Origin of the sequence: Polaromonas sp. (assembly GCF_012927485.1) — a bacterium.
Classification (GTDB): domain Bacteria; phylum Pseudomonadota; class Gammaproteobacteria; order Burkholderiales; family Burkholderiaceae_C; genus Polaromonas.
Window position 1 is genome coordinate 18629 of sequence record NZ_JABBPC010000031.1, and the last position, 24469, is coordinate 43097.

Consider the following 24469-nt stretch of genomic DNA (forward strand, 5'->3'; position numbering starts at 1 on the left):
TTCAAATTCCGCTGTAACGCACACCGGTATTCAGATTCAGGTTTTCGCGGATCTGGCGCGTCGGGTAACTGGCAACCCGCTTTGAAATGTCACTCTCCGGATTGTTGAGGTCTCCGAAAAGAATCGCGCCGTGACCTGCGGCTGAGCAGGCGCTGACGCAGGCCGGTTGCTCACCGCGATCGACCTTGTGCACACACAGGGTGCAGGCTTCGACGGTCCCCATGCCACGCGGTACATCCGGCTTCTGGTTGTTTTGGGGCGCGTGTACGAAGGAGCGGGCCTTGTAGGGGCAGGCCATCATGCAGTAGCGGCACCCTATGCAAGTATGTTTGTCAACCAGCACAATGCCGTCGGCACGCTTGAAGGAGGCGCCCGTGGGGCATACATCGACGCAAGGGGGCTCGGCGCAATGCTGGCACATCATCGGCAGGGATTGGATTTTGCCGGTGCGTACTTCCTTGATTTCGATCTTGCGAATCCATTGCGAATCGGTCGTGCCGGTGCCTCCCGAGAGACCGTTCTCGGTGCTGCAAGCGGTGACGCAGTCGTTGCAACCACTGGCGCATTTGCCGCTGTCAATCAGCATGCCCCAGCGGACCTTGCTACTGGCACCGGCGCTGATGGCGCTAGCGCTGGCTTTGGGGGCGGCCTGCGCAATCTCGATCAGCCGAACGCCTGGAGCGATCAAGACGCCGGCCAGACCGGCAGCGGCTACGCCGAGAAAACCACGTCGGCTGCTTTCGGTCTTCGTCTCCGTCAGTTCGCTGGATGGAAGCGTCAGGTCTGGTTTCATGGCTTGACCTGTTGCTGCACCACCAGCTGTCGCAATTGCAGACTCAAAGGATTGCCGCCTGGCATTCCATGGGACACCAGCGAAGGGAAGGAGTTTGCGGGTGGTTTGTTGGCATGGCACTCAAAACAGTCAATTTTTACCGCGGCGTAAGCATGACAACTTTGGCAAAAATTACTGCTTGCCAGATTTACACTGCCACTGGTTTGACTGGCATGGCAGGCAATGCAGGCTTTCAGACTGTACTTTTCCGTGCGAATCCCGCCGCGAAGCGTGTCGTCGCGCTGATGTTTGAGAAGAGTCATGTGGTTGCGTCGCATGAAAGCCGGGTCTCCCACGCACTGGCCGCCACGGGCGGGTTCGATCACGGGTTGCGGCACACGCCCTGAAGCGGCATGCGGTGCCGATGCCTCCGCCCACGCTGCGGGACCGGCTACCAGCAACAAAGCCACACCGTAGCAACGACAGGCCATGGTGAGTCGAGTTATGCCAAATCCGTGCATGGCGCTAGTCCCCCAGCCCCATCTGGATGTAGCCGGTGGGGCACACGTCGGCGCAGATATGGCAACCAATGCACTTGCTGTAGTCGGTGTCCACGTAGCGCCCGATGGTGGCCTTGGATTTGGGGACCTTGAACACCGCCACCTGCGGGCAATAGACCACGCAGTTGTCACACTCGAAGCACTGGCCGCAGCTCATGCAGCGCTTGGCCTCGGCCATCGCCTGAGCCTCCAGCAGCGGTTGCAGGCGCTCCTCAAAGTTGTTCAATGCCTGCTCGGCAGTCAGCAAGACGATGCCACGCCGGTTGCGCGCCACAAACGGAAAGTGCCCCAGGAACAACTCCTTGTGAGAAATCACATAGCGGTCCGAGCGGTTGTCAAAATTGTGGATGGCCGCAGTGTTCTTGTCCGTGCCGCGAATGGGTTCATGCACTTCGCTGAAGGTGTAGCCCTTTTCCAGCATCTTGCGTTTCAGATCGAAGGCATGGACGTCGATCTTGGGGCGTTTTTCCAGCGCTTCGCTGTGCAAAAAGCGATCGATGCCGTCCGCCGCAATGGCACCGTGGCCGATGGCGGTGGTCAAAAGATGCGGGCGCACCACGTCGCCGCCCACGAAGAAGCCGGGCTGCCCCTGCACTTGGTAGTTCTTGTCGCTGTTGATGGCACCTTTGCCGTTGTTGAACTCCTCCAGTCCAGTGAAATCCACCGACTGACCAATGGCGGAGACGATCAGGTCAGCGGGAATGTCTTCTTCCGTGCCTTCGATGTTCTTGATCTCCAGGCGACCGCCCACGATCCTGGCCTCGCAGCGCATGACGCGCAAGGCGATGGCGCGACCATCCGGTCCGCAAACTACCGCCACCGGGGCCATGCCGCCACGAATGGCAATGCCTTCGGACAGGGCATGTTCCACCTCGTGCCGGGTAGCCTGCATCTTGTCGATGGCAAAAATAGTGGTCAAGGTCACTTCAGCACCTTGACGCGCCGAGGCCTCCGCCACGTCGTGCGCTACCTGGCCCGCTATCGCGTGCTCCGGACGATCTGATTCATGAACCTTGTCGATGTGACCCAGGCGACGTGCCACCGTGGCGACGTCGATGGAGGTGTCACCGCCGCCGACCACCACCACGCGCTTGCCGACATGGCGCAAACGACCGTCGTTGAAGGCTTCGAGGAATGAAGTGGCTGTGACGCAGTTGGGTGCGTCAGCGCCTTCAACGGGCAGAGCCCGCCCGGCTTGCGCGCCCAGCCCCAGAAAGACGGCGTCGAATTCTGCGCGAATCTGCGGCATGCTGATGTCGGTGCCAATGCGGCAGTTCAGGCGGGTTTTGACGCCCAAATCGAGGATGCGCTGAATCTCGGCGTCCAGCACGTCACGCGGCGTACGAAAACCCGGAATGCCATAGCGCATCATGCCGCCGAGCTCTGCGCGCTCGTCAAACAATGTGACTTCGTGGCCCTTGAGCGCCAGTTGGTAGGCTGTTGACAAACCTGCTGGGCCGCCCCCGATCACCGCAATGCTTTTACCGGTCAAGCTGGTCGGCTTGGGGTAGGCCAGCTTGTTAGCAATCGCGTAGTCACCCAGGAAATGCTCCACCGAATTGATGCCGACAAAGTCTTCCACCTGGTTGCGGTTGCAGCCCGATTCGCAGGGCGCCGGGCAAACGCGGCCCATCACAGAGGGGAAGGGGTTGGCTTCGGTCAGTCGGCGAAAGGCGTATTCCTGCCACACCATTCCCGCCGGCGGCTTCTCGATGCCGCGCACGATATTGAGATAACCGCGAATGTCTTCGCCCGCCGGACAACTACCCTGGCAGGGGGGGGTGCTTTGAATGTAGGTCGGGCACTTGTGCGAGTGGCCTGCATCAAAGATTTCTTTTTGCCATGAGCTCACCTTGTCGTCGCCATCCTTGTAGCGACGGAACGTAAGCGGTTTGACGGAAGCGGATGCTGTGGATGCAGTCATGGGGGTCTCCTGATATTTTTTAATTGCAGCCAGCCAGCGAGCGGGCGGGCTATTTGTCGCCCAGGCGGATCGCCTTGCTGACCAACTGGTGTACGCCGCCGACCATGCTCATGTTGAAGCCGTAGTAGGGCAATACCTTGGTGAATTGCGCTTTGCAAATGGCGCAGATGGTGGCCATAAAATTGACGCCGTTTTCGTCCACCACGTTCTTCAAGGCTTCCATGCGGGGCAAGGCACCCTTGACGCGTAACTCCATCAAATCGTCCGTTAGCACCCCCCCGCCACCGCCGCAGCAGAAGGTGTTTTCATAAATGGTTTGCGGCGCCATGTCATAAAAATGGTTGGCCACCGACGTGATGATCCGGCGTGGAATGACGAACTGCCCACCCGGCATATTGCCCATGCGCGAAGCCCGTGCGACATTGCAGGAATCATGGAAAGTGATGATGCGTTCGTCGTTGGCATCCTTGTCGAAGCGCAGCGCGCCGCGCTGAATCAGGTCGTCGGTGAACTCGCAGATGTGCTGCGGTACCGGGTAGCGTTGATCGAGATAATCAAACGGGCCGATCAAGGTGTTCCAGAAACTGTAGGCGACACGCCAGGCGTGGCCGCATTCGCCGACCACGATGCGCTTGACGCCCAATTCCAGCGCGGCCTCACGCACGCGCAGTGAGATAGTGCGCATCTGCTCGTAGTTGCCGATGAACATACCGAAATTGCCGGCCTCCGAGGCGTGTGAACTCAGCGTCCAGCTGATCCCCGCTGCGTGGAACACCTTGGCATAGCCGATCAGGCTCTCCACATGGGGTTCGGAAAAGAAGTCGGCGGAGGGGGTGATCAGCAGGACTTCAGCACCCTTGACGTTGAGCGGGAACTTGATGTCCAGTCCAGTCTCAGCCTTGGTGTCTTCTTCCAGGCCTTCGAGCGTGTTTTCCAGTGCTGGCCCGGGGATGCCGAGGTTGTTGCCGATGCGGTGCACCTTGCCAATAATTTCGTTGGCGTACTTTTGCCCCATGCCGATTGAGGCCATGATTTCGCGGGCCGCCATGGTGACCTCGGCGGTGTCGATGCCGTAGGGACAAAACACGGAGCAGCGACGGCATTCCGAACACTGATGGTAATAGGTGTACCACTCGTCGAGTACTTCGCGGGTGAGGTCTACCGCGCCCACCAGCTTGGGAAAATACTTGCCGGCAAAAGTGAAGTAGCGGCGATAGATTTTCCGCATCAGGTCCTGCCGCGCCACCGGCATGTTTTTGGGGTCTCCCGTGCCCAGAAAATAGTGGCATTTATCAGAGCAAGCCCCGCAATGCACGCAGGCGTCCATATAGACCTGCAGCGAGCGGTACTTGCCAAGCAACTCGCCCATCTTGGCAATCGCCTTGGACTGCCAGTCTTCTACAAGTTCTTCCGGAAATCCGAGCGCCTTTTGAATCGGCGCAGACGCGATAAAAGGCTTGAGGTGCGACATAGCCCCCACCTGCACCAGCGGGATGACCGGATAGCTTTTGAGCTTGGGGGTGTCGAATGCAGCGGTGGCCATGGTGGGGGTGTGATTAAGGTTGCTGGTCCAGCGCGGAGGCCCAGGCCGAGAGGTGCCGCACCTCGCGGGCGTTGTCGGCCTGGTTCCGGGTGGGGCTGAAAAACAGGCCCGGTGCATGCAGCAACTTGCTGATGGGGAAGATGATCATGAGCAGTGCCACCAGCGCCAGATGCACCAGTAAAACCGGGTCGGAGGGTAGGGGCTGCCAGTCAAGCCGCATTAACCCGAGCGCAAAGGCTTTCAAGGCCACGATGTCGGTATGTGCCCAAAAGCGCATCGCCAGACCGCTCAGGCCGATGGCTAACAAAAGCGCCAGCATGAGATGGTCGGACGGGGTGGAGATGTAGCGCACGCGGTCTACCAGCCAACGCCGCGCCCAAAGGCCGCTCAGGGCTGCCACCATGGCAAAACCCGCGTAGGTGCCAAAGGGCTGAATCAAAACAACCGGCAGCCACACGGGTTCCTGAAAATAGCGCAGGTGGCGCAACACCACCAGCAGCAGCGCCACATGAAAGGTCCAGCCGAAGATCCAGGTCCACTTACTGGACTTGAACAGGCTCTCGAAAAATACAACTTCCCGCGCCATACGCCAGCCCACACCGGCGGCTGTCATTGGTGCCGGCGTGGTGGGTATCTTCAGCGGTGCCGGGGTTTTGGCGTAACTGCGAATTTTCAGCGCCACGCCGATGACGAACACCCCGCTGGCACCGTAAAACAATACCGCATAGAAGATTGTCAGGAGTGACATGAGCAGGAGCGGCGGTTGAACGTCGTTTCAGGAGGGGCGGGCGGCGACCGATTGGCTTAGATACAGCCGGTGGGTTTGGGCAGACCCGCAATCTTGCAGGCTTGCTTGGCCGGGCCGTAGGGAAACAAGTCATAGAGGTATTTGCTGTTGCCTTTTTCCTCCCCGAACTGCTTGCCAATGGCCTTGGTCAGCACACGCACGGCGGGCGCGATCTGGTACTCGTTGTAGTACTCGCGCAGGAAGTTGATGACTTCCCAGTGGTTGGCGGTGAGCGGTACCTTTTCTTCTTCCGCCAGATGCTCGGCCGCCTCGGTGGTCCATTCAGACAGGTTCAGAAGGTAACCCTCTTCGTCGGTGTCGTAGTTCGTGCCGTTGATTTCAAAACTCATGGTGTTCTCCAGATAAAAAATTGGTTGCAGACTGCGTCCGCCTCACAGCCAGGAATGCGAGGTGCTGTGTTCCAGCGCCAATTCCACAAAGCCGCGGTAATCGACCAGCGTGACGCCGTCGATCAGCTTGCCGGTTACGCCACGCGCATCCATGTCGGGTTGCAGGGCGTAGACCTTGAGGGTGGTGCAGGCCTGGCGCACGCGGGACTCCGCTGCGCTTCCCTCGGTGGCGGCGTAAATCCCGTCTTCGATGAGCAGTAGCGCGTTGCCGGGTTGCGCCATCCGCAAACAGCTGTCCAGGGTGGTGGTTTGGAAAGGGGATTTATTAATGATGTGCAACATGGAATTTCCTCGTCTTCAAAAGCTCAGGATCACGTCTTGTTGCTGCATGAGCTGACCCATTTGCTGGACAGTGAGCACTTCTACCGGCACCAATAGGTCTTTTTCAGTCAGGCCGCGCTGATCCAGTGAGGCCTGATCGACATAGAGTTTTTCCACGTCATAGCCGTCCAGCGCACGGTAGCTGGGCGAGAAGTTCTTGACGCCGATGCCCTGGGTTTGCTGGCCCTTGAGCAATTCATAGACGCCATCGTCGATAAAAACCAGGCTCACGTCCTGGTCGAAGGTGGCGGTGATCAACACCACCTCCAGGCTTTCCAGCGCATAGATGGTGCCGTACGGCGCCTTACGGTTCACAAACATGAATTTCTTCACTTTGGGTTTGCGAGGCTGACCAGATTCCTGTTCGCTCATTTTGAGTATCTTTCGGTAGTCGATTAGTCGCCGAACGTGACCAGGCGATCCGCCTTGATGCCGCTGTCCACCAACTGGCCCAGGCCAGAGATCCGAAAACCCGGCGCCAGAACCTCTTCCGTGATGCCACGGCGCAATGCCGCCGCGACGCACACCACCAGGTCGACCTTGTGCGCGGCAGCCAGTGCCGACCAGCGGTTCACCACGTGGCGGTCATCCTGCGGCGGCTCGGTGAGTCGGGTCGCGTTATTGACGCCATCGTGGTAGAAAAACACGCGCTGGATCTCGTGCCCTTTGTCCAATGCCGCGATGACAAACTGGTAGGCACTGTCGGATGCCTGGTGCGTGTACGGACCTTCACTGACAAGTAAACCGAATTTCATGGTGGCATCAATTCCGGTGTTGGTTAAAAACGGATATGGGTCGAGGCGTTCAGGCTGGCGCGCGAGCCACGCCAGTCGTCTATCAGGTATTTGGTAAACGGCAGGTCGCATTTTTCGAAAAATTGCGGCCAGCCAATGCGTTCGATCCAGTCCGACACCCGCTCCCAGGAACGGGCGTCTTCTTTGTAGGTGTACAAAATCTTCTTGACCATGGCCGACACCTCTGGCCAGCGCGGTGGGTTGTTGGGTATTCCCGAGGCCACCATCTTCATGAAGGTGGGTTTGCCGCGCGCATTGGAATTCTTGCCGCCGACCCAGATCGCCAGCTTGCTGTGCTCGGGGTCGTTGATCTGCATCGGAGGGCAGGGGGGGTAGCAGGCGCCGCAGCACATGCACTTCGCCTCATCAATTTCCAGTGACGGTTTGCCGTTCACCATCGCGGGCCGGATGGCAGCCACCGGGCAACGCGCCACCACGGTGGGCCGCTCGCACATATTGGCCACCAGGTCGTGATTGATCTTGGGCGGCTTGGTGTGCTGGATGATGATGGCAATGTCGGCCTGGCCGCCGCAATTGATCTCGCAGCAGGAGGTGGACAGATGCACCCGATTGGGCATTTCTTCCTGAATGAATTCGGCGTGCAGGTCGTCCATCAGGGCCTTGACCGCCCCCGAGGCGTCAGTGCCGGGAATGTCGCAGTGCAACCAACCCTGGGTGTGCGCGATGGCAGATACCGAGTTGCCGGTGCCGCCTACCGGAAAGCCGCTGTGGGTGAGAGCTTCGACCAGCGGGGCCACGCGCAGTGGGTCGGACACCATGTACTCGATGTTGCTGCGGATCGTGAAGCGCACGTGCCCGTCGGCAAAGGTGTCGGCGATGTCGCACAGCTTGCGCACGCTGTACAGGTCCAACTGGCGCTGCGTGCCGGCGCGTACCGTCCAGATTTCGTCGCCGGTATATGAGACATGGTGCAGCACGCCGGGTCGGGGCCGGTCGTGGTATTTCCAGTTGCCGTAATTCTTGAGCATCAGCGGATGCAGGTACTGCTTGTTGTCCGGGACGCCGCTTTCGATGGGGGTGCGCATGGTTGCCATGTGGGTCTTCCTGTGTTTGTCAGAGACTGTGAGTCGATCTCAGGCCGCTACTTTGCGGGCATTGATTTTTGCCACTTCATCGTCCCAGCCGTCCGTGCGGACATAGGGGTTGGTGCGCGGTGTGGAAACCATGTTGGGATCAATCTCCAGCCCGATGCCTTCCAGGAAGTTGACCAGTCCGATGCGCTCGATCATCTCGCCGGTGCGCTCATGTTCCAGCGCGTTTTCAGCAAAAAAGTCGATCGATTTCTGGCCCAGCTTGACCAGTGCCTGGTAATCCTCATCGGTTTTCATCGGCATGAAGGGTGTCACCACCGTGCCCATCAAGTCGCCGATCTTGAGCGTGCGCTTGCCGCCCATCAAGATCGTCACGCCCTTGTCGATGCCGGTGGCCAGCGCGCCGGTCATGACGTTGATGCAGTGCATGCAACGCACGCAATTGGCGTTGTCGATTTCCAGCGACTGCGTGTCGTTCAGGGCGACGCTGGAAATCTTGGGACAGTTGGAGACCTCCTTGGTCTCCTTGAGCAGGATGGCCTTGGTCGGGCAGCGGCTGACCACATCGTTCACCAGTTCAGTCAAGCCATGCTTGACGAACCACTTGCGTGCCAGGACTTCATCGGTGCGCATGTTGTCACGCCAGGTGCCAATTACGGCCATGTCCGCGCGCTGGATCGAATTCATGCAATCGTTCGGACAACCCGAAAACTTGAACTTGAACTTGTACGGCAGCGCCGGGCGATGCATGTCGTCCAGAAAGGTATTGACGACCTGACGATGCGCCCGTGCTTCATCAAAGCACGACTGTTCGCAGCGCGCGGCACCGACGCAGGACATGGAGGTACGCACCGCCGGGCCGGCGCCACCCAGATCAAATCCGAGTTCATTCAGCTCATCGAAAGCGCCCTGCACGTTGGCCGTGCTGGCACCCTGAAACATGATGTCGCCGGACTGGCCGTGAAAAGCAATCAGGCCGGAGCCGTGTCGCTCCCAGATGTCACACATCTTGCGCAGTACATCGGTGTTGTAGTGCATGCCCGCCGGTGGTTGAATGCGCAGCGTGTGGAACTCCTTGGAGGCAGGGAACATCTCGGCGACTTCGGAAAAACGCGGAATGACGCCGCCGCCGTAGCCAAATACGCCCACTGTGCCGCCCTTCCAGTAGCCCTTGCGGGTTTTGTAGGAGTGTTCGAGTTGACCCAACAGGTCGGTCATGTAGTCGCTGTCTTTTGCCAGACGTTTCAGACCGGTGACGAAGCTCGGCCATGGGCCGGCCTCCAGTTGGTCGAGCATGGGAGTGTCGTGCGGTTTTTTGCTCATGGTGTGTCTCCTGTCAGGGGCGAATGGGGGCGCCGATTGGTCAAGGGGCTGGTTGACGGGTTGCCTCTTCGGGGCTCACTTCTCGGCCAGCGCTGAGACAAATAGTACGTTTCGCAATGCTGCGCGCGCTATCACCCTCGTTGAGTAGTGAGTGCTACCCATTGGGGCTATAGGCCCCCACCCATGCCGGTAATAGACGGCAACGCAGTCATTGCGCCAAATAGAACCATGACGACCATCACACCGCTTGAAAAGTTGACCGTTCCGCTGGGTGGGCAGGTTATCGAATTGCAGCAGCTGGACTATGCAGCCGGCGGCATGAGCCTGCTGCGCACGCGCATTCGCGAAAAGAGCCGTTTTACGGTGTTTGAGATCGACCCTCAAACGGCCCGCTTTTGGGGGGAAGCCTTGCTGCGGTGGGCGCAGACGCAGCCCCAGGCCGGCGCTGCAGGCGACCCGGTATGACGGATTGGAATAGCGCCAGTGGTGCGGTAACGGACGCGGTGTTTCCCATCGACGGGAAGTCATTGCCGCGTGACCATGCACAGGCACTGCAGCAGGCCCTGTGCGCACAATTGCCCTGGCTGGAAACCGACGCACTGGCAGGGATACACCCTATCAAGCTGGTACCCGGTAGCGACGAGCCAGCCCTGTTGTCCGGGCGCGCGCGTTTGTTGCTGCGGGTGGGAGCGCGACGTTTGGATGCGCTGATCGCGTTGCCAGGTCTTGACCTCAGCGTAGAGGGCCATCCGCTGCATCTGGGCGTTCCGCACCGGCGCGAACTGCAGCCCCATGCCACCTTGTATGCCTACAGGGTGGCAGCGGAAAGTGCAGACGAAATGACATTCATGGCCGCGATGGACCATGAACTGGCCGAACTGGCGATCGGCGGCGAGCGGGTGTGCGGCAAGCACCAGCGGATGCGGGTGTCGGGCCGCGTGCTGGACACTTTCAGCCTGATGCTGCACGCGCTGCCCGCGGATCAATCGCTGCGTCTGCAACAGTGCGGCCTGGGACCGTATCGCTTGCTGGGCTGCGGCCTATTTGTGCCGCACAAGTCGGCCGCTGCGGTGTAGGGACTTCTTGGGAACTGGGAAAAAAGGAAACAAAAAATGGGCTATCACATCAACGGCTTGGAACTTGAGACCGACGATCAGGGCTATTTGCTGGAGCCCGTTTTTGAAGACGAGGCGGTACGCGTCATCGCGCTGGCAGAAAACATCGAGCTGACCGATGCGCACTGGGAGGTCGTGAACTACCTGCGCGACCAATACCGGGAACACGGCCACACGCCGAGCTTTCGCAACATGCTCAAGGGCATGACCGACATCCGCCCTGAAGTGGACAGCAAATACCTGTACGACCTGTTTCCCATCGGTCCCGCCAAACAGGGGCCCAAGGTGGCCGCCTTGCCACAACCGCTGGGCAAGGGTGGATATTGATGCCCCCACGCTTGTCACTGCGTGTACTGCGCTGCCCCCCAAGGGGGCTGGCCTTGCTTGGGGCGGCCCGGCGCGGCGGCCAGCCCTCACGCTTATCACTGCGTGTGCTGCGCTGCCCCCCAAGGGGGCTGGCCTTGCTTGGGGCGGCCCAGCGCGGCGGACGGACTCCCCCACGTTCGCTGGTTTGATATGGCCAACATCAGAATCAAGAGTCAGTGGTTCCGCACTGGAACCGCCAAAAGTGCGCAGCAAACCGCCAGTGCGATGGCTTTTATCGTCTGGCGCGTGTCCCAGAACATGCTCAAGCAGATGCGCTCGGCGCACTTTGATATTGACATCGGGCTGCAGTACTTTGCCTTCACGCGTGAAGTGTTGGTGTTCCTGACCCAGGTAGTGGACCGCATGGCTTTCGAGCGCATGGGGCCTGAGGAACGAGCCGAGTTCATCACCGCGTTGGTCCGGCGCGTGGCCGAGGTGTTGCAGGAGAACGAGGATGACCTGCTGGGCCAACCGCCGGCAGGCCAGCCCAGTCATTACGAGGTGTTCATTGATCTGTTCAATGCGCTGGCAGACCATTACGCCGACTTCGGTTTTGACGCGCAAGGGCCGGACTTTGGCTTTGTGCGCTATCTCGGCCATCGGATCGAGGCGCTCATGCCCCAAAAGGACCAACGCTGGGTGCTTGATCAAATCATGGCCACCGAAGTGCCTGAGGCATTGCACATGATTCAACACGCCATGCAGGACGTGTTGTCCACCGAAGTGCGTGCGCCGCGCGCCGCGCGTGCCGGCGCATCCGGCGACTGAGTCCCCAGCCATGGTGGATACTCCCTTCGAGCTGGATGCGCAAGCCACCTACCAACGCTGGCGTGATTCCAAACGCGCTAGCCATCCGTTTAGGGCAGAGGACCTGGTGGTGGACGTGGCCGACCCCCGTGCCCTCAGCGATGCCGAACTGCAAGCGCTGTTGCAGCGCTGCGCCACGGCCAATATGGCGGTCTACCGCAGCCCGGTGCGTGCCCAGGACAAAAACATCCCGCGCCGGCTGGCGCAGCAGTTGGGGCTGCTCCGACTCGATGGCAACTGGCTGGCCGACGAAGACGGCATTTCGCAAATCGAGGTAGCCGCCCCGGTGGGTGATCGCGCCGCCTTTATTCCCTATACCAATCGACCCATCAAATGGCATACCGATGGCTATTACCGCCCGCAATCCCGTCACATCCGGGCCATGGTGCTGCATTGCGTGCGTTGCGCCAGTACAGGTGGTGAGAACGCGCTGATGGATCATGAAATGGCCTACATCGCCGTGCGCGAAGCCAATCCGGACTGGGTGCACGCGTTGATGGAACCCGACGCCATGACCATTCCAGAACGGCTGGATGAAGACGGGGTGGCGCGTGCCGAGCAGACGGGGCCGGTGTTTTCTATAGATCCGCACAGCGGCGAATTGCACATGCGTTACACGGCGCGCACGCGCAGCGTGCAGTGGAAAGACGATGCGCTCACGCGCGCGGCCGCAGCGTTTCTGGCGCGGTTGCTTGAGCGTGACGGACCGCACATGTTTCGCGTGACGCTTGAACCTGGCATGGGGCTGGTGTGCAACAACGTGCTGCATGACCGTTCAGGCTTTGTTGACGATCCCTTGCAGCCTCGACTGCTGTACCGCGCCCGCTATCTGGAACGGCTTCGTGCGCCACGCTTGTCAAACCCGGTACTTTCTCCGCTTTACAGGGCAACCAGGCCTCTTGTCCTTAAAAAATGGCGTCGCTAGCTCTTAAATAATTAGCATAAAAGCACTATGGCCCATCCGTTTGACGTTTCGCGCGCCGCCCAATTACTCGGTTTGGCGCGCGGGGTTTTGCCGCAACAAGTGCGCGACGTCAGGCTGCCCAGTCAGGAAGTTCCAACGCGGCGGCTGGCTGCGCAAAGCCAGGATCTCGCCGACCTGCGCAAACACGTGCAGCGCTACCGCAGCCTGGTGATCGCACTGCAAAAACGTATTCGAGATCTGGCCGTACAGCATCCTGGCGACGCCGCCTGGCGGGCGCTGGAACAGCAGGTCACCCAGGGTTTGACGCAGGTGCTGGCGACCGAGCCAGTCGATTTGCGGGAGGTGATGGGCACCTCGCTTAAAGTCATGACGGCACAGGTCACGGTTCGCCCGAGCGGGCACGAATTCTCGGTGGAGGGGCACGCCAATCTGCTGCAGGCCGGTCTGCACGCGGGACTGAAGCTCAACTACGGTTGCGGCAACGGCAGTTGCGGCATGTGCAAGGTGCGCGTGATTTCTGGTGAAGTGGTTAAAACGCAGCACTCGGACTACACCCTGTCGGAAGCAGAAAAAGCCCAGGGCTACACCCTGATGTGCTGCCACACCGCCGCCAGCAGCGAACTCACGCTCGAGATGCTGGAGGCCAGCGACCCGCACGATATCCCTGAACAACACATCGTGACCCAGGTGCGCGCGGTCACCGAACTGGCACCCGATACGCGACTGCTGCACTTGAAAACCCCGAGTAGCTACCGGCTGCGCTTTCTGGCCGGACAATCGGTGCTGCTGGGCTGGACCTTGCCGGGCCACGACACTGTGCAGACCGCTTACCCGCTGGCCAGTTGCCCCTGTGACGACCGCAATCTGCACTTTTTCATTGCGCGCGATGCGTCTGATGCACTGGCGCGGCATCTGTTCGCGGGCGACATCCAGCCCGGTGCTGCCGTCACAGTGTTGGGGCCGACCGGTGATTTTGTTCTGGCCGACGGACACCGCTCGCTGGTGTTTGCTGCTTGCGACACCGGATTTGCGCCAATCAAAAGCCTGATCGAACATGCGCTGTCGTTGGACGTTGCGCCTTCGGTTTCACTGTTCTGGCTGGCCACGACCAGCGACGGACATTTCTGCAGCAATCAGTGCCGTGCCTGGTCTGAAGCCCTGGACCAGTTTGAATACGAACTGGTGTCGCATGCGGATGCCAGCGTCGGAGCCCGGCAGATCGCCCAGGCCATGCGGGCGGATTTGTTTGACATTGACTGCGACTTTTATCTGGCCGGGCCGCCGGAGTTTATCAACCCATTGCACGAAGAACTGCGCTCGGCCGGCGTGGCGGCGGCGCAAATAGCCATCCAGTTGTTGTAAAGCCATGCCACTCAACCCGTTTGACAAGCTCCGACCTACGCTTCCAGCGGCAGCGCCGGGCACTACCTACGCCGATGCGTCATCCGCAGCGCAAAATGCGGCCGTGCCGGACTGCGCCGGCGGCGAATCGTTTGCGTTGAGGGTACTGGGGCACAGCATGGTGCCAGAGTTCAACGAAGGCGAGATCATCATCATCGAGCCCGACGGACTGGCCCGGGACGGCTCCTATGTGCTGGCTTGGCATCGGGAAGAATGGACCTTCAGGCAACTCGTACAGGCTGGCACAGGCTGGGTGCTGCACCCGCTGAACCCGGCGTTTGCGGATGCGCCGCTGGTCGATCTGAGCGCCGTGCGCGGCGTCATTATTCAGAAAGCATTGCCGGGGCGTCGGCGCGCTTCCAAACATTACATCTGAAATCTCGCTCTCAACCCGACGGAGTTATCCATGCCCTATTACATTTACCGCGTAAAACCATTCGCCCAGTTGGAAAAACTGTCCGAATGCGAGGCTTTTACGCAAGCATCAGAACAGGCCAAGTCGCTGCGTGCGGCCCAGATGGCGGAATCCCCTGGAAAAATCAAAATCATGTTTGCGGACAATGAACTCCAGGCTGAAGATCTGCTGTGCCAGGTTCGCACGCCAGGGCCTAGAGGCGACGACTGATTCGGCTGCCACTGTCAGATGAACAGGCAGACATCGGATTCACCCGCAAATTTCATGAAGGTGGCAGCCCCGCCATACTCCACCTCCTCGATGAACTCGCTGGTCTCAAACTCAAACAGATCCACCGTCATCTGGCAAGCGACGAACTTGACCTCCGCCTCCAGACAGATGTCACGCAACTCCTGCAGCGATGCCACGCCCTTGGATTTCATCTTGTTCTTCATCATCATCGTCGCCATGGATTCCATGCCGGGCATCATTTGCACCATGACCGGCATGGGTACCGGCATCGGCATCGCGGGATTGGCCAGCGGGCTGATCTTGACACCGTTCAAACTCTTGCGCAGCAGTTGCAGACCATAGAAAGTAAAGAAAATCTGGACCTCCCAGCCCAGCGCTGCCGCCGTTGAAGCCAGGATGAATGGCGGATAGGCCATGTCCAGCGTGCCCTTGGTGGCGATAAGCGCCATTTTTTTTGTTGCCATGCGTGTGCTCCGGGGTAAGTGGATGGTCGGTGTCTCAGGCCTTCTTGAGATAGAACACGAACTTGCTGCTTTCGCTGCCTTGTTCCAGCAACGCGTTGCCGGTCTGCTCAGCGAAGGCCGCCATGTCGCACACCGAGCCCGGGTCGGTGGAAATGACGCGCAACACCTGCCCAGAGGTCATGTCGGACAGCGCCTTCTTGGTTTTTACGATGGGCAGTGGGCAGGCCATGCCAGTCGCGTCAAATTCCTTGTTGAATTCCATGTCGTGTCTCCGTTGGTTGACTGATTGCAGCCGGCAATTTGGGGGCAAGCCCAGCCGTTGTTACGCCGTAGCCAGCGTGTCTGCCGTTCACACTGATTTTTGAATAGGGGTCACGGTGCGTCTATCACCGTAAAGGGTAATGTCGGGTAGCCCATATGGGTAATCGGCTTTGTGTGGTGGTGCCGGCCGCCTGATTCATGGATACCTTACAAGGTCAATCGGCTCCGCCTGACGCAGTAGGCTTTTCAAATCGAAGGGCAGTCTGCTTTGGCGCAGCGCCAGCCAATTTCCTCTTGATCCTGAATTCCGCGCCCGCGGCGGGGGTTAGCGGTTCACACCCGGTGAAGGTGATGGGGAGTGCGACGGTTCGTTGCGAGCGAAACCCCATGCATTCCGGTCAGCACCTGAGAACAATGGGCTCCAGCGCATCGCCTTGCGCCAGCACTCGGCCAATGGCGACTGTTTTGCCATAGCCAAGTTGGTGTAGCGCGGCAATGCAGGCATCGACCCGGTCAGCGGGCACTGTGGCCAGCAGGCCGCCTGCGGTTTGTGGGTCAAAAATAAGCGGGTAGTTGGGGTGGTGCATCGCTTCCGCCTGATTGCGCAAGGCCCGGCGCAGGCGCACATTGGCCGGCTGCAGCGAGCTTAAAATGCCGGCCGCGCTGGTCTGGGCAGCGCCTTCCAGAAGCGGCAGCGCGGTCAGGTCGAGCTCGGCGTCCACGCCGGAGGGCCGGGTCATCTCGACCAGATGACCGAGCAGGCCAAAGCCGGTCAGGTCGGTGCAGGCGGTCGCGCCGTGGGCTTGCAGGCATTGCGCGCCGAGCCGGTTGGACTGGATCATGGAGGCCAGCGCTGCATCAATCCAGCGGCCCCGGGTTTGCAGCCGGGCGTGCGCGGCGAACAGCGTGCCGGTGCCTATGGGCTTGGTCAAAATCAGCACATCGCCGACTCGCATGCCGCCCTTTTTCATCACCGTGTGCAGGTCTTCATCGACCAGCCCGTTGATGGCAAAACCCAGCGCCAGCTCTTTGCCCTCACCAGTGTGACCGCCCACGAGGGCGCAGCCAGCTTCATTGAGCACTTCGACCGCGCCCGTCATCATTTGAAACAGCACGTCTTCGACCTTGGCTTCCAGTCCGGAGGGCACGGTAGCAATGGCGGTCGCGGATTGTGCCTCGCCGCCCATCGCAAAAATATCGCCCAGCGCATGGTTGGCGGCCACCTTGCCGAAGAGGTAGGGGTCGTCAATAAAGGCGCGGAAAAAATCCACCGTATGCACCATGGCCTTGCCCGGAGGAACCCGCACGATGGCGGCGTCGTCCGGTGCGTGCAGGCCAATCAGCACATCGTCGCGCTCTATCGGCCGCAGGGCACCCAGAGCGCGCGAAAGTACCGTCGCACCGACCTTGGCGCCGCAGCCGCCGCAGCGCATGGCAATCGCAGAAATCGCCTGCGCGGCTTCTTCCTGATCGAGCTTTACGTCTGACGCCACGGCCTTCCCCATCACCGTTTCGTCCATGGCGGGAAAGGACTGGAACTTGTCCATGAAGCGGCGGTCGATCCAGTCTTTCCAGCGCCAGACCAAGGCCCCGCCCAGACTCCAGCTTAAAGCCCCCCGCGAGGCCACGGCGCGGCGGTCGCCGGTACTGATCAGCGCCAGCCACTGGTGCTGCGGCCGATAGCTGACCAAGGGTGCGCCTTGCACCGATCGGCGTAGGTTGGCCGCCAGTGGTTTGGCTTGCCGTACCGCAAACACGCCGGCCTTTTCCAGCGGGCGGCTCATCAACGTGGCGATGTCGCCCGCTGCAAAGACAGACGGATCGCTCAGACTTTGCAGGTGGTCGTTGACCTGGATGAACCCCGCGCTGTCAAGCGCCAGCCCGGTTTCGCGCAACCACGGTGCGCCGCTGGCTTGCGTGACCCAAACGATTTCATCCATCTCCAGCACGGTTCCGTCGCCTGTTTGCAGGCCCCGGGCGGAAACCTGGGTCACTTCACTATTGAGGTGAAGTACCACCTGACGTTCAGCCAGCACGCGCTCGAAGGTATGGCGCACCCGGCGGTTGTGCGTAGGCAGAATTTCTGAACCACTGCTGAAAAGGTGAAAATTCAGGTCACTGGGAGCGCGGCCGAGCGCGCGCAATTCGTGTTGCAAGCGGTGTTGCATGGCCAGCGTCAGTTCGACTCCACCAGCGCCCGCGCCGACGATGGCAATGCGGGTTTTGCCCGCATGTTGCTGCACGCGCTGCAGCAAGGCCAGCCAGCGGTCATTAAAAAGGTGAATCGGCTTGACCGCGACCGCGTGTTCGGCCGCGCCCGGAACCTGGTTCATCCGCGGCGTCGACCCGATGTTGATGGACAGTCGGTCGTACGCGACCGGGGGCCGATTCCGGCACAACACCTTGCCGGCAGCCCGGTCCAGCCCGATCACTTCGTCGCGAAAAAAACGCGCGCCGGCAAATGCAGCCAGCGTATTCAGGTCGATGTGGACCTCGTCGTAGCTGTAGTGCCCCGCAATATAGCCCGGCAACATGCCCGAGTAGGGCGTGTCTGTGTCCCGGCAGATTACGGTCAGGCGGACACCCGGCAAGGGGTTCATGCCAAAGCTTTTGAGCACACCGACATGGCTGTGGCCGCCACCGACTAGCACGATATCCCTGAGGACCGGTTGTTCCTGTGATTGCATTTCAGTCTTAATTCATAAGTTGGTTTGTGCCGGCCCGTGTAACGCGGTGTGGAGCGGATGCGATGGTTCAACGACTAATTACAACAGCGCGGCGCATGGAGCATTCAGCCTGAAGGGACCCGCAACTTGGCCCGGCCCCTGGTCTGGATGGCGTAGATCAAGCAAGCTACCGGCTACTGTAGCAGGGGCTCCCGTTGTGCTGCGCACAAGGACTTTCGTTGTCGGGTTAACATCGCCCATCACATTTTTGCCGCTTTGGCAGGAGCCTTTCATGATCCGATTTTCCCGTTGTAAAGCCTTCAGAATTTGGGCTGCCTGCACTGTGCTGGCTATTACCGGAGTCTCTCAGGCCCAGCAGGTTTTTCGGATTACAACGATTCCTGAAGAGGCGGCGACCGAGCAGGCGCGGAAGTTCGGCCCGATCGTCAAATATCTGGAGCAAAAGCTTGGCATGAAGGTTGAATTCACCCCCGTGAGCGACTACCCGGCAGCCGTTGAAACGCTGGTTAACAAGAACGTCGATATGGCTTGGCTCGGCGGCTTTACCTTCATCCAGGCGCAGCACCGGTCGGGCGGCAAGATCATTCCGATTGCCCAACGCGAAGAAGACACTAAATTCCGGTCGGTATTTATTGCCAAAACCAATTCCGGCATCAAGACGCTGGCCGACCTGAAAGGTAAACAGGTCAGCTTCGGCTCGCAATCCAGCACCTCCGGCCACCTGATGCCGCGCAGCTTTTTACTCCAGGCGCATATCGACCCGGAACGGGACTTCAAGCGCGTGGCTTACTCGGGCGCGCACGACGCCACGATTGCCTCCGTCGTCAACGGCAAGGTCGAAGCGGCTGCGCTGGACATCACGGTGTGGAACAAGTTCGTTCAGGAAAAGAGGGTCGATACCCAAGAGGTGAATGTCTTCTACACCACCCCCGGTTACTACAATTACAACTGGGCCGTGCATGCCGACATGCCGGTGGCCCTGCGTGAGAAAGTCACCAAGGCGCTGATAGATATCGACCCGGCAACGCCACAGGGCAAGGAAATTCTCGACCTTAACCGTGCCACGCGCTATATCCCGACCAAGGCGGAGAATTACCAGGGCATCGAGGCCGCTGCCCGCAGTGCGGGCTTGCTGAAGTAAGTGGCTTGTTTCCTAGCTTGGTCATCGGACGCGGGCCTGTTTAGTTATGAAAATTAGTCTTCGGGACGTGTCTGCCCGGCATCCCGCCGCAAAGGCTACTACCGCTGCCGCGCTGCGTGGCCTGTCGCTGCAGATGGCCTCTGGCGAGCAGGTCGCCGTTATCGGACCGTCGGGTGCAGGCAAGACCACGCTGTTGCATCTGCTGTGCTGTGCACTGCCGCCTTCGACCGGCTGTCTGGAGCTGAACGCGCGCGACCCTTGGAAACTGCCGCGCGGCCAGTTGCAGCGGCTGCGGGGCGAGCTTTTTCTGGCGCCACAGGTGCCACCCTTGCCGCCGCGTCAACGTGTTGTGACCGCCGTACTGGCCGGACGCCTGCCGCAGATCGGACTATGGCAAAGCCTTCGCAGCCTTTTTTATCCGACGGCAATAACGCAGGCCGATGCCGCGCTGGCGCGCTTCGATCTGAGCGACAAACTATTCGCCCGGGTCGACCGGCTCTCCGGCGGCGAGCGTCAGCGCGTCGGTCTGGCCCGTGCGCTGGTCACGCAGGCGACCTTGCTGCTGGTCGATGAGCCGCTTTCCGCGCTGGACCCGACGCGCGGGTTGCAGGCCCTTGTGTCTTTAACACAGGCCGCGCAAGAGCGCGGTGCCACGCTGGTCTGCACCTTGCATCACGTCGAGATGGCGTTGCAGCATTTTCCGCGCATTGTCGGTTTACGTGACGGAGCACTGGCGTTTGATCTGTCGGCGGCCGAGGTGACGCCCGAGCGTCTGAGGGCGCTCTATGCCCAGCATTTGCACGAGCTTACCGGCCCCGGCCCCGCCGCACCGGATCTGCCCGTTGCCGTTCTGCCGCCTAGGGTCATGAACTGCCGCTGACGGGCCTGCGGCATCCCCTTTCACCATGACCAGCACGGTTGCTCGCTTACCCTCGCGCCCCGAACGGCGCGACCCGGCTTGGCGCGGGCGCGTGTTCTGGACACTGGCCGCACTGTTGTTGCTCTGGCCCGCGCTGGTGCTGACCGAATTCAAGCCCTGGCTAATGATCGAGCCGGGCACGCTCAAGTCCACCCTCAGGTTTCTCAGCGATTTTGTGCCGCCCAAGGTAGAACCGGAATTCTTGTGGCTCGTTGCGCGCGAAACGTGGCGCACGGTGGCGATTGCGACCGCTGGCATGGCATTGGCGCTGCTGCTGGCTGTGCCACTGACGCTGTTGTCGGTACGCGCCTTGTCGGTATCGGCCTTGAGCGGACGCATGGCGCTCATGCCAGCTGCAGTGCGCCAGTTGGTGCGATGGATCCTGATCCTGCTGCGCAGCGTACCCGAGTTGATCTGGGCACTGGTCTTTGTACGCGTGGTCGGGCTCGGGCCAACCGCAGGTGTATTGGCCATTGCGCTGACCTACAGCGGCATGCTCGGCAAGGTCTACGGCGAAATTCTGGAGAGTGGGGAAAGTCACGCCACCGTGACGCTGCTACGCAATGGCTCGGGTCGGCTGCAGGCTTTCTTTTATGGTTTGTTGCCGCAGAACGCGCCCGAGTTGACCAGCTACAGCGTCTATCGCTGGGAGTGCGCCATCCGCTCGTCGGCGGTGCTGGGCTTTGTGGGCGCAGGTGGCTTGGGGCAACAGATGGACGCCTCTATGAAAATGTTTAACGGCGCCGAAGTCAGTACGATGCTGCTCGTATTCATGGCACTGGTCGGGTTTGCGGACAAAGCCAGCGCCTGGCTGCGCAAGGCTTTGGGTTGAAGCAGGACACCGCCATGAATGACTTGCGTCCTTCTGCACCAGCAGGCAACGAGGTGTATCGCATGCCACCGGCTCTGTTTGGTGCACGTTGCAAAGTATGCTGGCTGGTGAGCGGAGTGGCTGCGTTGGTGGCGCTGAGTTTCTGGTCGCTGGATTTACAGTGGGCGCAATTTTTTTCGGTCGGTGCGCTGCGCAAAATGGGGCGCTTTGCCGGCGAATTGATGCATCCCACCGGCGAAGTCGTTTTCCTTCGCAAGCTGCTAGGCGCCACGCTGGAAACGCTGGCCATGTCGGCGCTTGGGACCTTGATCGCGGCAATACTCGGCCTTCTGCTGGCTTTGCCCGCAAGCCAAACTCATGCCCAGGACAGGGCGCCCTACAAAGGACTCACCCGCTTGCTGCTCAATGCGCTGCGCAGCATCCCCGAACTGGTATGGGCGGCGCTGCTGCTTATTGCCGCGGGGCTAGGACCCATGGCCGGCACCCTGGCGCTGGCCTTGCACACGACCGGCGTGCTTGGACGGCTGTTTGCCGAGGCGATTGAAAACGTTCCCGAGGGCCCAGGCTTCGCGCTCCGGCTACGCGGTATCGGTGAAGGCAGAGTGTTTTGCTACGCCACATTTTTCCAGGTGCTGCCGCAACTGCTCAGCTACACGCTGTACCGTTGGGAAAACAACATTCGCGCAGCCGCCATCCTGGGGGTGGTGGGGGCGGGCGGATTGGGGCAGATGCTGGCGTTTTACATGGGCCTTTTCCAGATGGACGAGACCAGTTCCATTTTGCTGGCGATGATCGCGCTGGTGACGCTGGTCGACGCCCTGAGCTACCTGTCGCGGCGCGTCATGGCGCGCTAATCCCGCGCTGCACACTGGCAATTTCACCCTTTGTGTCGAGATCCATCCAAAATGGCCGCGCATTGTTGCCTTAAAGACCGGTGACACAACAGGCTGAAAAATCTAAATCGGTGCCTGAAGAAGACATCAGCTTGCTGCCGGATTTGCACCGCTCGGCCAAAAACAGGCCAGTGAGCGAGCGTTCGTGCACAGTACGACGGTGTCCAAGTCGTCATGCGGGCTCATCAAGCTTACGGATTTTCACGGTTCGCCAGCCAGGGTCGGGACGCGGCGGCCCAGATGCGTCATGATGCGGTAATCCGAGTCGATATAGTCGGGTCATTGACACCCCAACGAGGACGACCATGAGGTTTGCTGCGTCGCTTCAATTTAAATGCTGGCCATCAACGCGCGCTGGCTATCGCGCGGTCTCAATTTCTTTGCTGATGGGCAGTCAGATCGCTTGCACCTCTCCGGTCCAACGCGCAGTTGACAATTCCCAGCTGGCTTCACCGTCGGCAAGCACTCCTCTCCCGCCCGCGTCGAACGCGCCCGCCGATTCCATTGGCTTCGTTTGGCCCGCCAACGGACCGATGATTGCCAAATTTGATGGGCGCGGCAAAGGGATTAATATTTCGGGGCGGTCTGGTGACCCGGTCGTGGCAGCCGCCGATGGTCTGGTCGTTTATTCCGGATCAACCCTTCCCGGCTATGGCAACTTGTTGATTCTCAAGCACAGCAAAAACTTTATCACTGCCTACGCACACAATCGGACACTGCTGGTCAAGGAAAATCAGACAGTAAAAAAAGGCCAGCAGATTGCCGAAATGGGTAACAGCGACACCGATCGCGTAAACCTGCATTTTGAGATCCGCCGACAGGGCAAGCCGATAAATCCGGAACTTTATCTACCGCCAAGAGCTTTGAGGTTGCTCGGCAGCCCCACCGGAGCACAGCCGCCTGCGCCGTCAACGCGCTAGCCGGCCACGGATATCTTTCCTAATTGAGCACAGTGCGGACTGTTGCTGACGTTTGAATACCCGGCGTACTGCAGGTAATACGTGGCGTTGAAGCGGCTCAAGCGGGGTTAACGGAATGTTGATCAGGCCGGGAACATCGAGCGAAGGCGGCGACTTCAGCGCTCTCGCGAACGTCGATCATCGTTGCGCCCTCGCCACGCATGCGGCGCAAGGCGGTGGGGCAATCTCCTTCGGTTCGTTTAGGCTGACAGCCACTTTTCGATTTTGTCGCGGCTGGGCACGCCGCCGGCATGCACCACCTTGCCGTCGATGACCACGCCGGGCGTGCTCATCACGCCGTAGCGCATGATCTGGCGCAGATCTTCGACCTTTTCCAGCGTCACTGAAATGCCCTTGGCTTGCGCCACCTGGTCAATCAGGGCGATGGTGTTTTTACAGTTAGCGCAGCCGGTTCCGAGAACTTTGATGTTCATGATGACTCCTGTTTAATTTTAAGATGGGGTTGCTTGAGCTCAAAGCACTGCGTTGAAAACATAGCCGACCAGCAAAATTCCGGTCGCCACTACGCCTACAAAGACGACGATCAGCCGCACTTTCAGCACCTTGCGAAGAATGATCATTTCCGGCAAGGACAGCGCAATCACGCTCATCATGAATGCCAGCACCGTCCCTAATGCGGCACCCTTGGCCAGCAAGGCTTGCACGATGGGTATCACGCCAGCCGCGTTGGAATACAGGGGCACGCCGATCACTACCGCCAGCGGCACCGACCACCAGGCTTCCTTGCCCATGAAACTGGCCATGAAGTCTTCCGGAACGTAGCTGTGGATGCCCGCACCGACGGCGATGCCGACCAAAATATACGGCCAGACTCTGCCGACAATCTCGCGCACGGAATTGAAACCACTCTGAATGCGCTCTCCGAGCGAGATGCCCGTGTCTTCAAATTCAGCGGCTATCCTGGGCATGTCGCGCACCCAGTCTTCCAAATGGGCTTCCATGTTGAGACGCCCAATGATCCAGCCTGCCACGATGGCGACACCCAGTCCCAAGCTCATGTAGAGCAAGGCCACCTTCCAGCCGAACATGCCAAACAGCAGCGTCAGCGCCACTTCGTTGACCATGGGAGCAGAAATCAGAAAAGAGAAGGTCACGCCGAGCGGCACCCCGGCCTGCACGAAGCCAATAAACAGCGGCACGGCCGAGCAGGAGCAAAACGGAGTCACGATCCCTAGCGAGGCGGCCATCACATTGGCCACGCCCTCGGTCTTGCCCGCCAGCAGCGCCCGCGTGCGTTCTGGCGTGAAATAACTGTTGATCATGCCCATGACAAACACCACGCCTGTCAGCAGCATCAGCACCTTGGGCGTGTCGTAGAAGAAGAATTGCAGGGCGCCGCCCAGATGGCTGGCGCGGTCCACCGGCAAAGCGGCGACCAGGGCTTCAGCAGCAGGATCAAGCGTTTGGTACAAGCCGAACCAGACGATCGCAGCCAGGATCAAGAAAGCAATCGGCTGCCGCAACGGCCAGGATTTCAGAGGAGTCGCAAGGGTGTTCATACTGGTGAAGACGGACAACCGCGCCAAAAGACGCAGTATGCCGAGAA

Annotated in this window: 28 protein-coding genes and 1 pseudogene; 13 read left to right on the top strand and 16 right to left on the bottom strand. The window is 60.0% G+C overall.

The window, feature by feature from the left end; genetic code table 11:
* Nucleotide 1: 1 nt before the first annotated feature.
* The 11 genes from dsrO to dsrA are packed head-to-tail and all read right to left on the bottom strand — an operon-like array spanning nt 2 to nt 9486.
* Nucleotides 2–793 carry a sulfate reduction electron transfer complex DsrMKJOP subunit DsrO gene (gene dsrO / locus HHJ16_RS11995; RefSeq protein ID WP_296900843.1) on the bottom strand — a complete coding sequence of 264 codons (792 nt, stop codon included), beginning with the start codon at nt 791–793 and terminating at the stop codon, nt 2–4.
* Nucleotides 790–1263, bottom strand: coding sequence for a hypothetical protein (locus tag HHJ16_RS12000; protein ID WP_296900845.1), 474 nt, complete (start codon nt 1261–1263; stop codon nt 790–792). Before HHJ16_RS12000 ends, dsrO begins: the two co-directional genes overlap by 4 nt.
* A 34-nt stretch (nt 1264–1297) precedes the next feature.
* Nucleotides 1298–3256 carry an NAD(P)-binding protein gene (locus HHJ16_RS12005; RefSeq protein WP_296900847.1) on the bottom strand — a complete coding sequence of 653 codons (1959 nt, stop codon included), beginning with the start codon at nt 3254–3256 and terminating at the stop codon, nt 1298–1300.
* A gap of 49 nt (nt 3257–3305) precedes the next feature.
* Nucleotides 3306–4799, bottom strand: a complete 1494-nt coding sequence (gene dsrK, locus HHJ16_RS12010) for a sulfate reduction electron transfer complex DsrMKJOP subunit DsrK (protein ID WP_296900849.1) — start codon at nt 4797–4799, stop codon at nt 3306–3308.
* Between the two features lie 13 nt (nt 4800–4812).
* On the bottom strand, nt 4813–5547 hold the full coding sequence (locus tag HHJ16_RS12015) for a respiratory nitrate reductase subunit gamma (protein WP_296900851.1): 735 nt from the start codon (nt 5545–5547) through the stop codon (nt 4813–4815).
* A 56-nt stretch (nt 5548–5603) separates the two neighbouring features.
* Nucleotides 5604–5936: a TusE/DsrC/DsvC family sulfur relay protein gene (locus tag HHJ16_RS12020; RefSeq protein ID WP_296900853.1), complete on the bottom strand. Its 333-nt coding sequence runs from the start codon at nt 5934–5936 to the stop codon at nt 5604–5606.
* A 42-nt stretch (nt 5937–5978) separates the two neighbouring features.
* Nucleotides 5979–6278 (bottom strand): sulfurtransferase complex subunit TusB, encoded by a 300-nt coding sequence (gene tusB, locus HHJ16_RS12025; RefSeq protein ID WP_296900855.1) that lies wholly within the window; start codon nt 6276–6278, stop codon nt 5979–5981.
* A 15-nt stretch (nt 6279–6293) separates the two neighbouring features.
* Nucleotides 6294–6689, bottom strand: coding sequence for a sulfurtransferase complex subunit TusC (tusC, locus tag HHJ16_RS12030; protein ID WP_296900857.1), 396 nt, complete (start codon nt 6687–6689; stop codon nt 6294–6296).
* 23 nt (nt 6690–6712) lie between these two features.
* A complete protein-coding gene (gene tusD / locus HHJ16_RS12035) occupies nt 6713–7072 on the bottom strand; it encodes a sulfurtransferase complex subunit TusD (RefSeq protein ID WP_296900859.1) in 360 nt (119 codons plus the stop codon).
* A 23-nt stretch (nt 7073–7095) separates the two neighbouring features.
* Entirely contained in the window at nt 7096–8166 is a 1071-nt protein-coding gene (gene dsrB, locus HHJ16_RS12040; RefSeq protein ID WP_296900861.1) for a dissimilatory-type sulfite reductase subunit beta, read from the bottom strand.
* Nucleotides 8167–8205: 39 nt separating this feature from the next.
* Nucleotides 8206–9486, bottom strand: a complete 1281-nt coding sequence (gene dsrA / locus HHJ16_RS12045; RefSeq protein WP_296900863.1) for a dissimilatory-type sulfite reductase subunit alpha — start codon at nt 9484–9486, stop codon at nt 8206–8208.
* A gap of 183 nt (nt 9487–9669) precedes the next feature.
* On the opposite strand from dsrA, the gene HHJ16_RS12050 reads away from it, so the two are divergent.
* The 8 genes from HHJ16_RS12050 (at nt 9670) to HHJ16_RS12085 (ending at nt 14725) form a co-directional block, all read left to right on the top strand.
* Nucleotides 9670–9951, top strand: a complete 282-nt coding sequence (locus HHJ16_RS12050) for a hypothetical protein (protein ID WP_296900864.1) — start codon at nt 9670–9672, stop codon at nt 9949–9951.
* Nucleotides 9948–10562 (top strand): type I-MYXAN CRISPR-associated protein Cas6/Cmx6, encoded by a 615-nt coding sequence (gene cas6 / locus HHJ16_RS12055; protein WP_296900865.1) that lies wholly within the window; start codon nt 9948–9950, stop codon nt 10560–10562. The genes HHJ16_RS12050 and cas6 overlap by 4 nt, the downstream gene beginning before the upstream one ends.
* A gap of 36 nt (nt 10563–10598) precedes the next feature.
* On the top strand, nt 10599–10928 hold the full coding sequence (locus tag HHJ16_RS12060; RefSeq protein WP_296900867.1) for a TusE/DsrC/DsvC family sulfur relay protein: 330 nt from the start codon (nt 10599–10601) through the stop codon (nt 10926–10928).
* Nucleotides 10929–11117: 189 nt separating this feature from the next.
* Nucleotides 11118–11735 (top strand): hypothetical protein, encoded by a 618-nt coding sequence (locus HHJ16_RS12065; RefSeq protein ID WP_296900868.1) that lies wholly within the window; start codon nt 11118–11120, stop codon nt 11733–11735.
* Nucleotides 11736–11745: 10 nt separating this feature from the next.
* Nucleotides 11746–12699, top strand: a complete 954-nt coding sequence (locus tag HHJ16_RS12070) for a TauD/TfdA family dioxygenase (protein ID WP_296900870.1) — start codon at nt 11746–11748, stop codon at nt 12697–12699.
* 27 nt (nt 12700–12726) lie between these two features.
* Entirely contained in the window at nt 12727–14061 is a 1335-nt protein-coding gene (locus HHJ16_RS12075) for a 2Fe-2S iron-sulfur cluster-binding protein (RefSeq protein ID WP_296900871.1), read from the top strand.
* Between the two features lie 4 nt (nt 14062–14065).
* Nucleotides 14066–14476, top strand: a complete 411-nt coding sequence (locus HHJ16_RS12080; protein ID WP_296900873.1) for a S24 family peptidase — start codon at nt 14066–14068, stop codon at nt 14474–14476.
* 30 nt (nt 14477–14506) lie between these two features.
* A complete protein-coding gene (locus HHJ16_RS12085) occupies nt 14507–14725 on the top strand; it encodes a hypothetical protein (RefSeq protein WP_296900874.1) in 219 nt (72 codons plus the stop codon).
* Between the two features lie 14 nt (nt 14726–14739).
* Here the strand turns inward: HHJ16_RS12085 and HHJ16_RS12090 are convergent, their stop codons facing one another.
* The 3 genes from HHJ16_RS12090 to selD form a co-directional block, all read right to left on the bottom strand.
* Entirely contained in the window at nt 14740–15210 is a 471-nt protein-coding gene (locus HHJ16_RS12090) for a DsrE/DsrF/DrsH-like family protein (RefSeq protein WP_296900875.1), read from the bottom strand.
* A 34-nt stretch (nt 15211–15244) separates the two neighbouring features.
* A complete protein-coding gene (locus HHJ16_RS12095; protein ID WP_296900877.1) occupies nt 15245–15472 on the bottom strand; it encodes a sulfurtransferase TusA family protein in 228 nt (75 codons plus the stop codon).
* Between the two features lie 397 nt (nt 15473–15869).
* On the bottom strand, nt 15870–18158 hold the full coding sequence (gene selD / locus HHJ16_RS12100) for a selenide, water dikinase SelD (RefSeq protein WP_296900878.1): 2289 nt from the start codon (nt 18156–18158) through the stop codon (nt 15870–15872).
* Between the two features lie 271 nt (nt 18159–18429).
* Here selD and HHJ16_RS12105 point away from each other — a divergent pair, with 271 nt between their 5' ends.
* The 5 genes and pseudogenes from HHJ16_RS12105 to HHJ16_RS12125 form a co-directional block, all read left to right on the top strand.
* Entirely contained in the window at nt 18430–19299 is an 870-nt protein-coding gene (locus HHJ16_RS12105; RefSeq protein WP_296900880.1) for a putative selenate ABC transporter substrate-binding protein, read from the top strand.
* Between the two features lie 46 nt (nt 19300–19345).
* On the top strand, nt 19346–20179 hold the full coding sequence (locus HHJ16_RS12110) for an ATP-binding cassette domain-containing protein (RefSeq protein ID WP_296900881.1): 834 nt from the start codon (nt 19346–19348) through the stop codon (nt 20177–20179).
* 25 nt (nt 20180–20204) lie between these two features.
* Nucleotides 20205–21050 carry an ABC transporter permease subunit gene (locus HHJ16_RS12115; RefSeq protein ID WP_296900883.1) on the top strand — a complete coding sequence of 282 codons (846 nt, stop codon included), beginning with the start codon at nt 20205–20207 and terminating at the stop codon, nt 21048–21050.
* Nucleotides 21051–21064: 14 nt separating this feature from the next.
* Nucleotides 21065–21904, top strand: coding sequence for a phosphonate ABC transporter, permease protein PhnE (gene phnE / locus HHJ16_RS12120; RefSeq protein ID WP_296900884.1), 840 nt, complete (start codon nt 21065–21067; stop codon nt 21902–21904).
* 485 nt (nt 21905–22389) lie between these two features.
* Nucleotides 22390–22803, top strand: a pseudogene (locus HHJ16_RS12125) (peptidoglycan DD-metalloendopeptidase family protein); the annotation flags it as partial.
* Between the two features lie 299 nt (nt 22804–23102).
* Here HHJ16_RS12125 and HHJ16_RS12130 read toward each other — a convergent pair.
* Both HHJ16_RS12130 and HHJ16_RS12135 read right to left on the bottom strand, forming a co-directional pair.
* Entirely contained in the window at nt 23103–23336 is a 234-nt protein-coding gene (locus HHJ16_RS12130) for a thioredoxin family protein (RefSeq protein ID WP_296900886.1), read from the bottom strand.
* 39 nt (nt 23337–23375) lie between these two features.
* A complete protein-coding gene (locus HHJ16_RS12135) occupies nt 23376–24422 on the bottom strand; it encodes a permease (protein WP_296900887.1) in 1047 nt (348 codons plus the stop codon).
* Nucleotides 24423–24469: the final 47 nt, after the last annotated feature.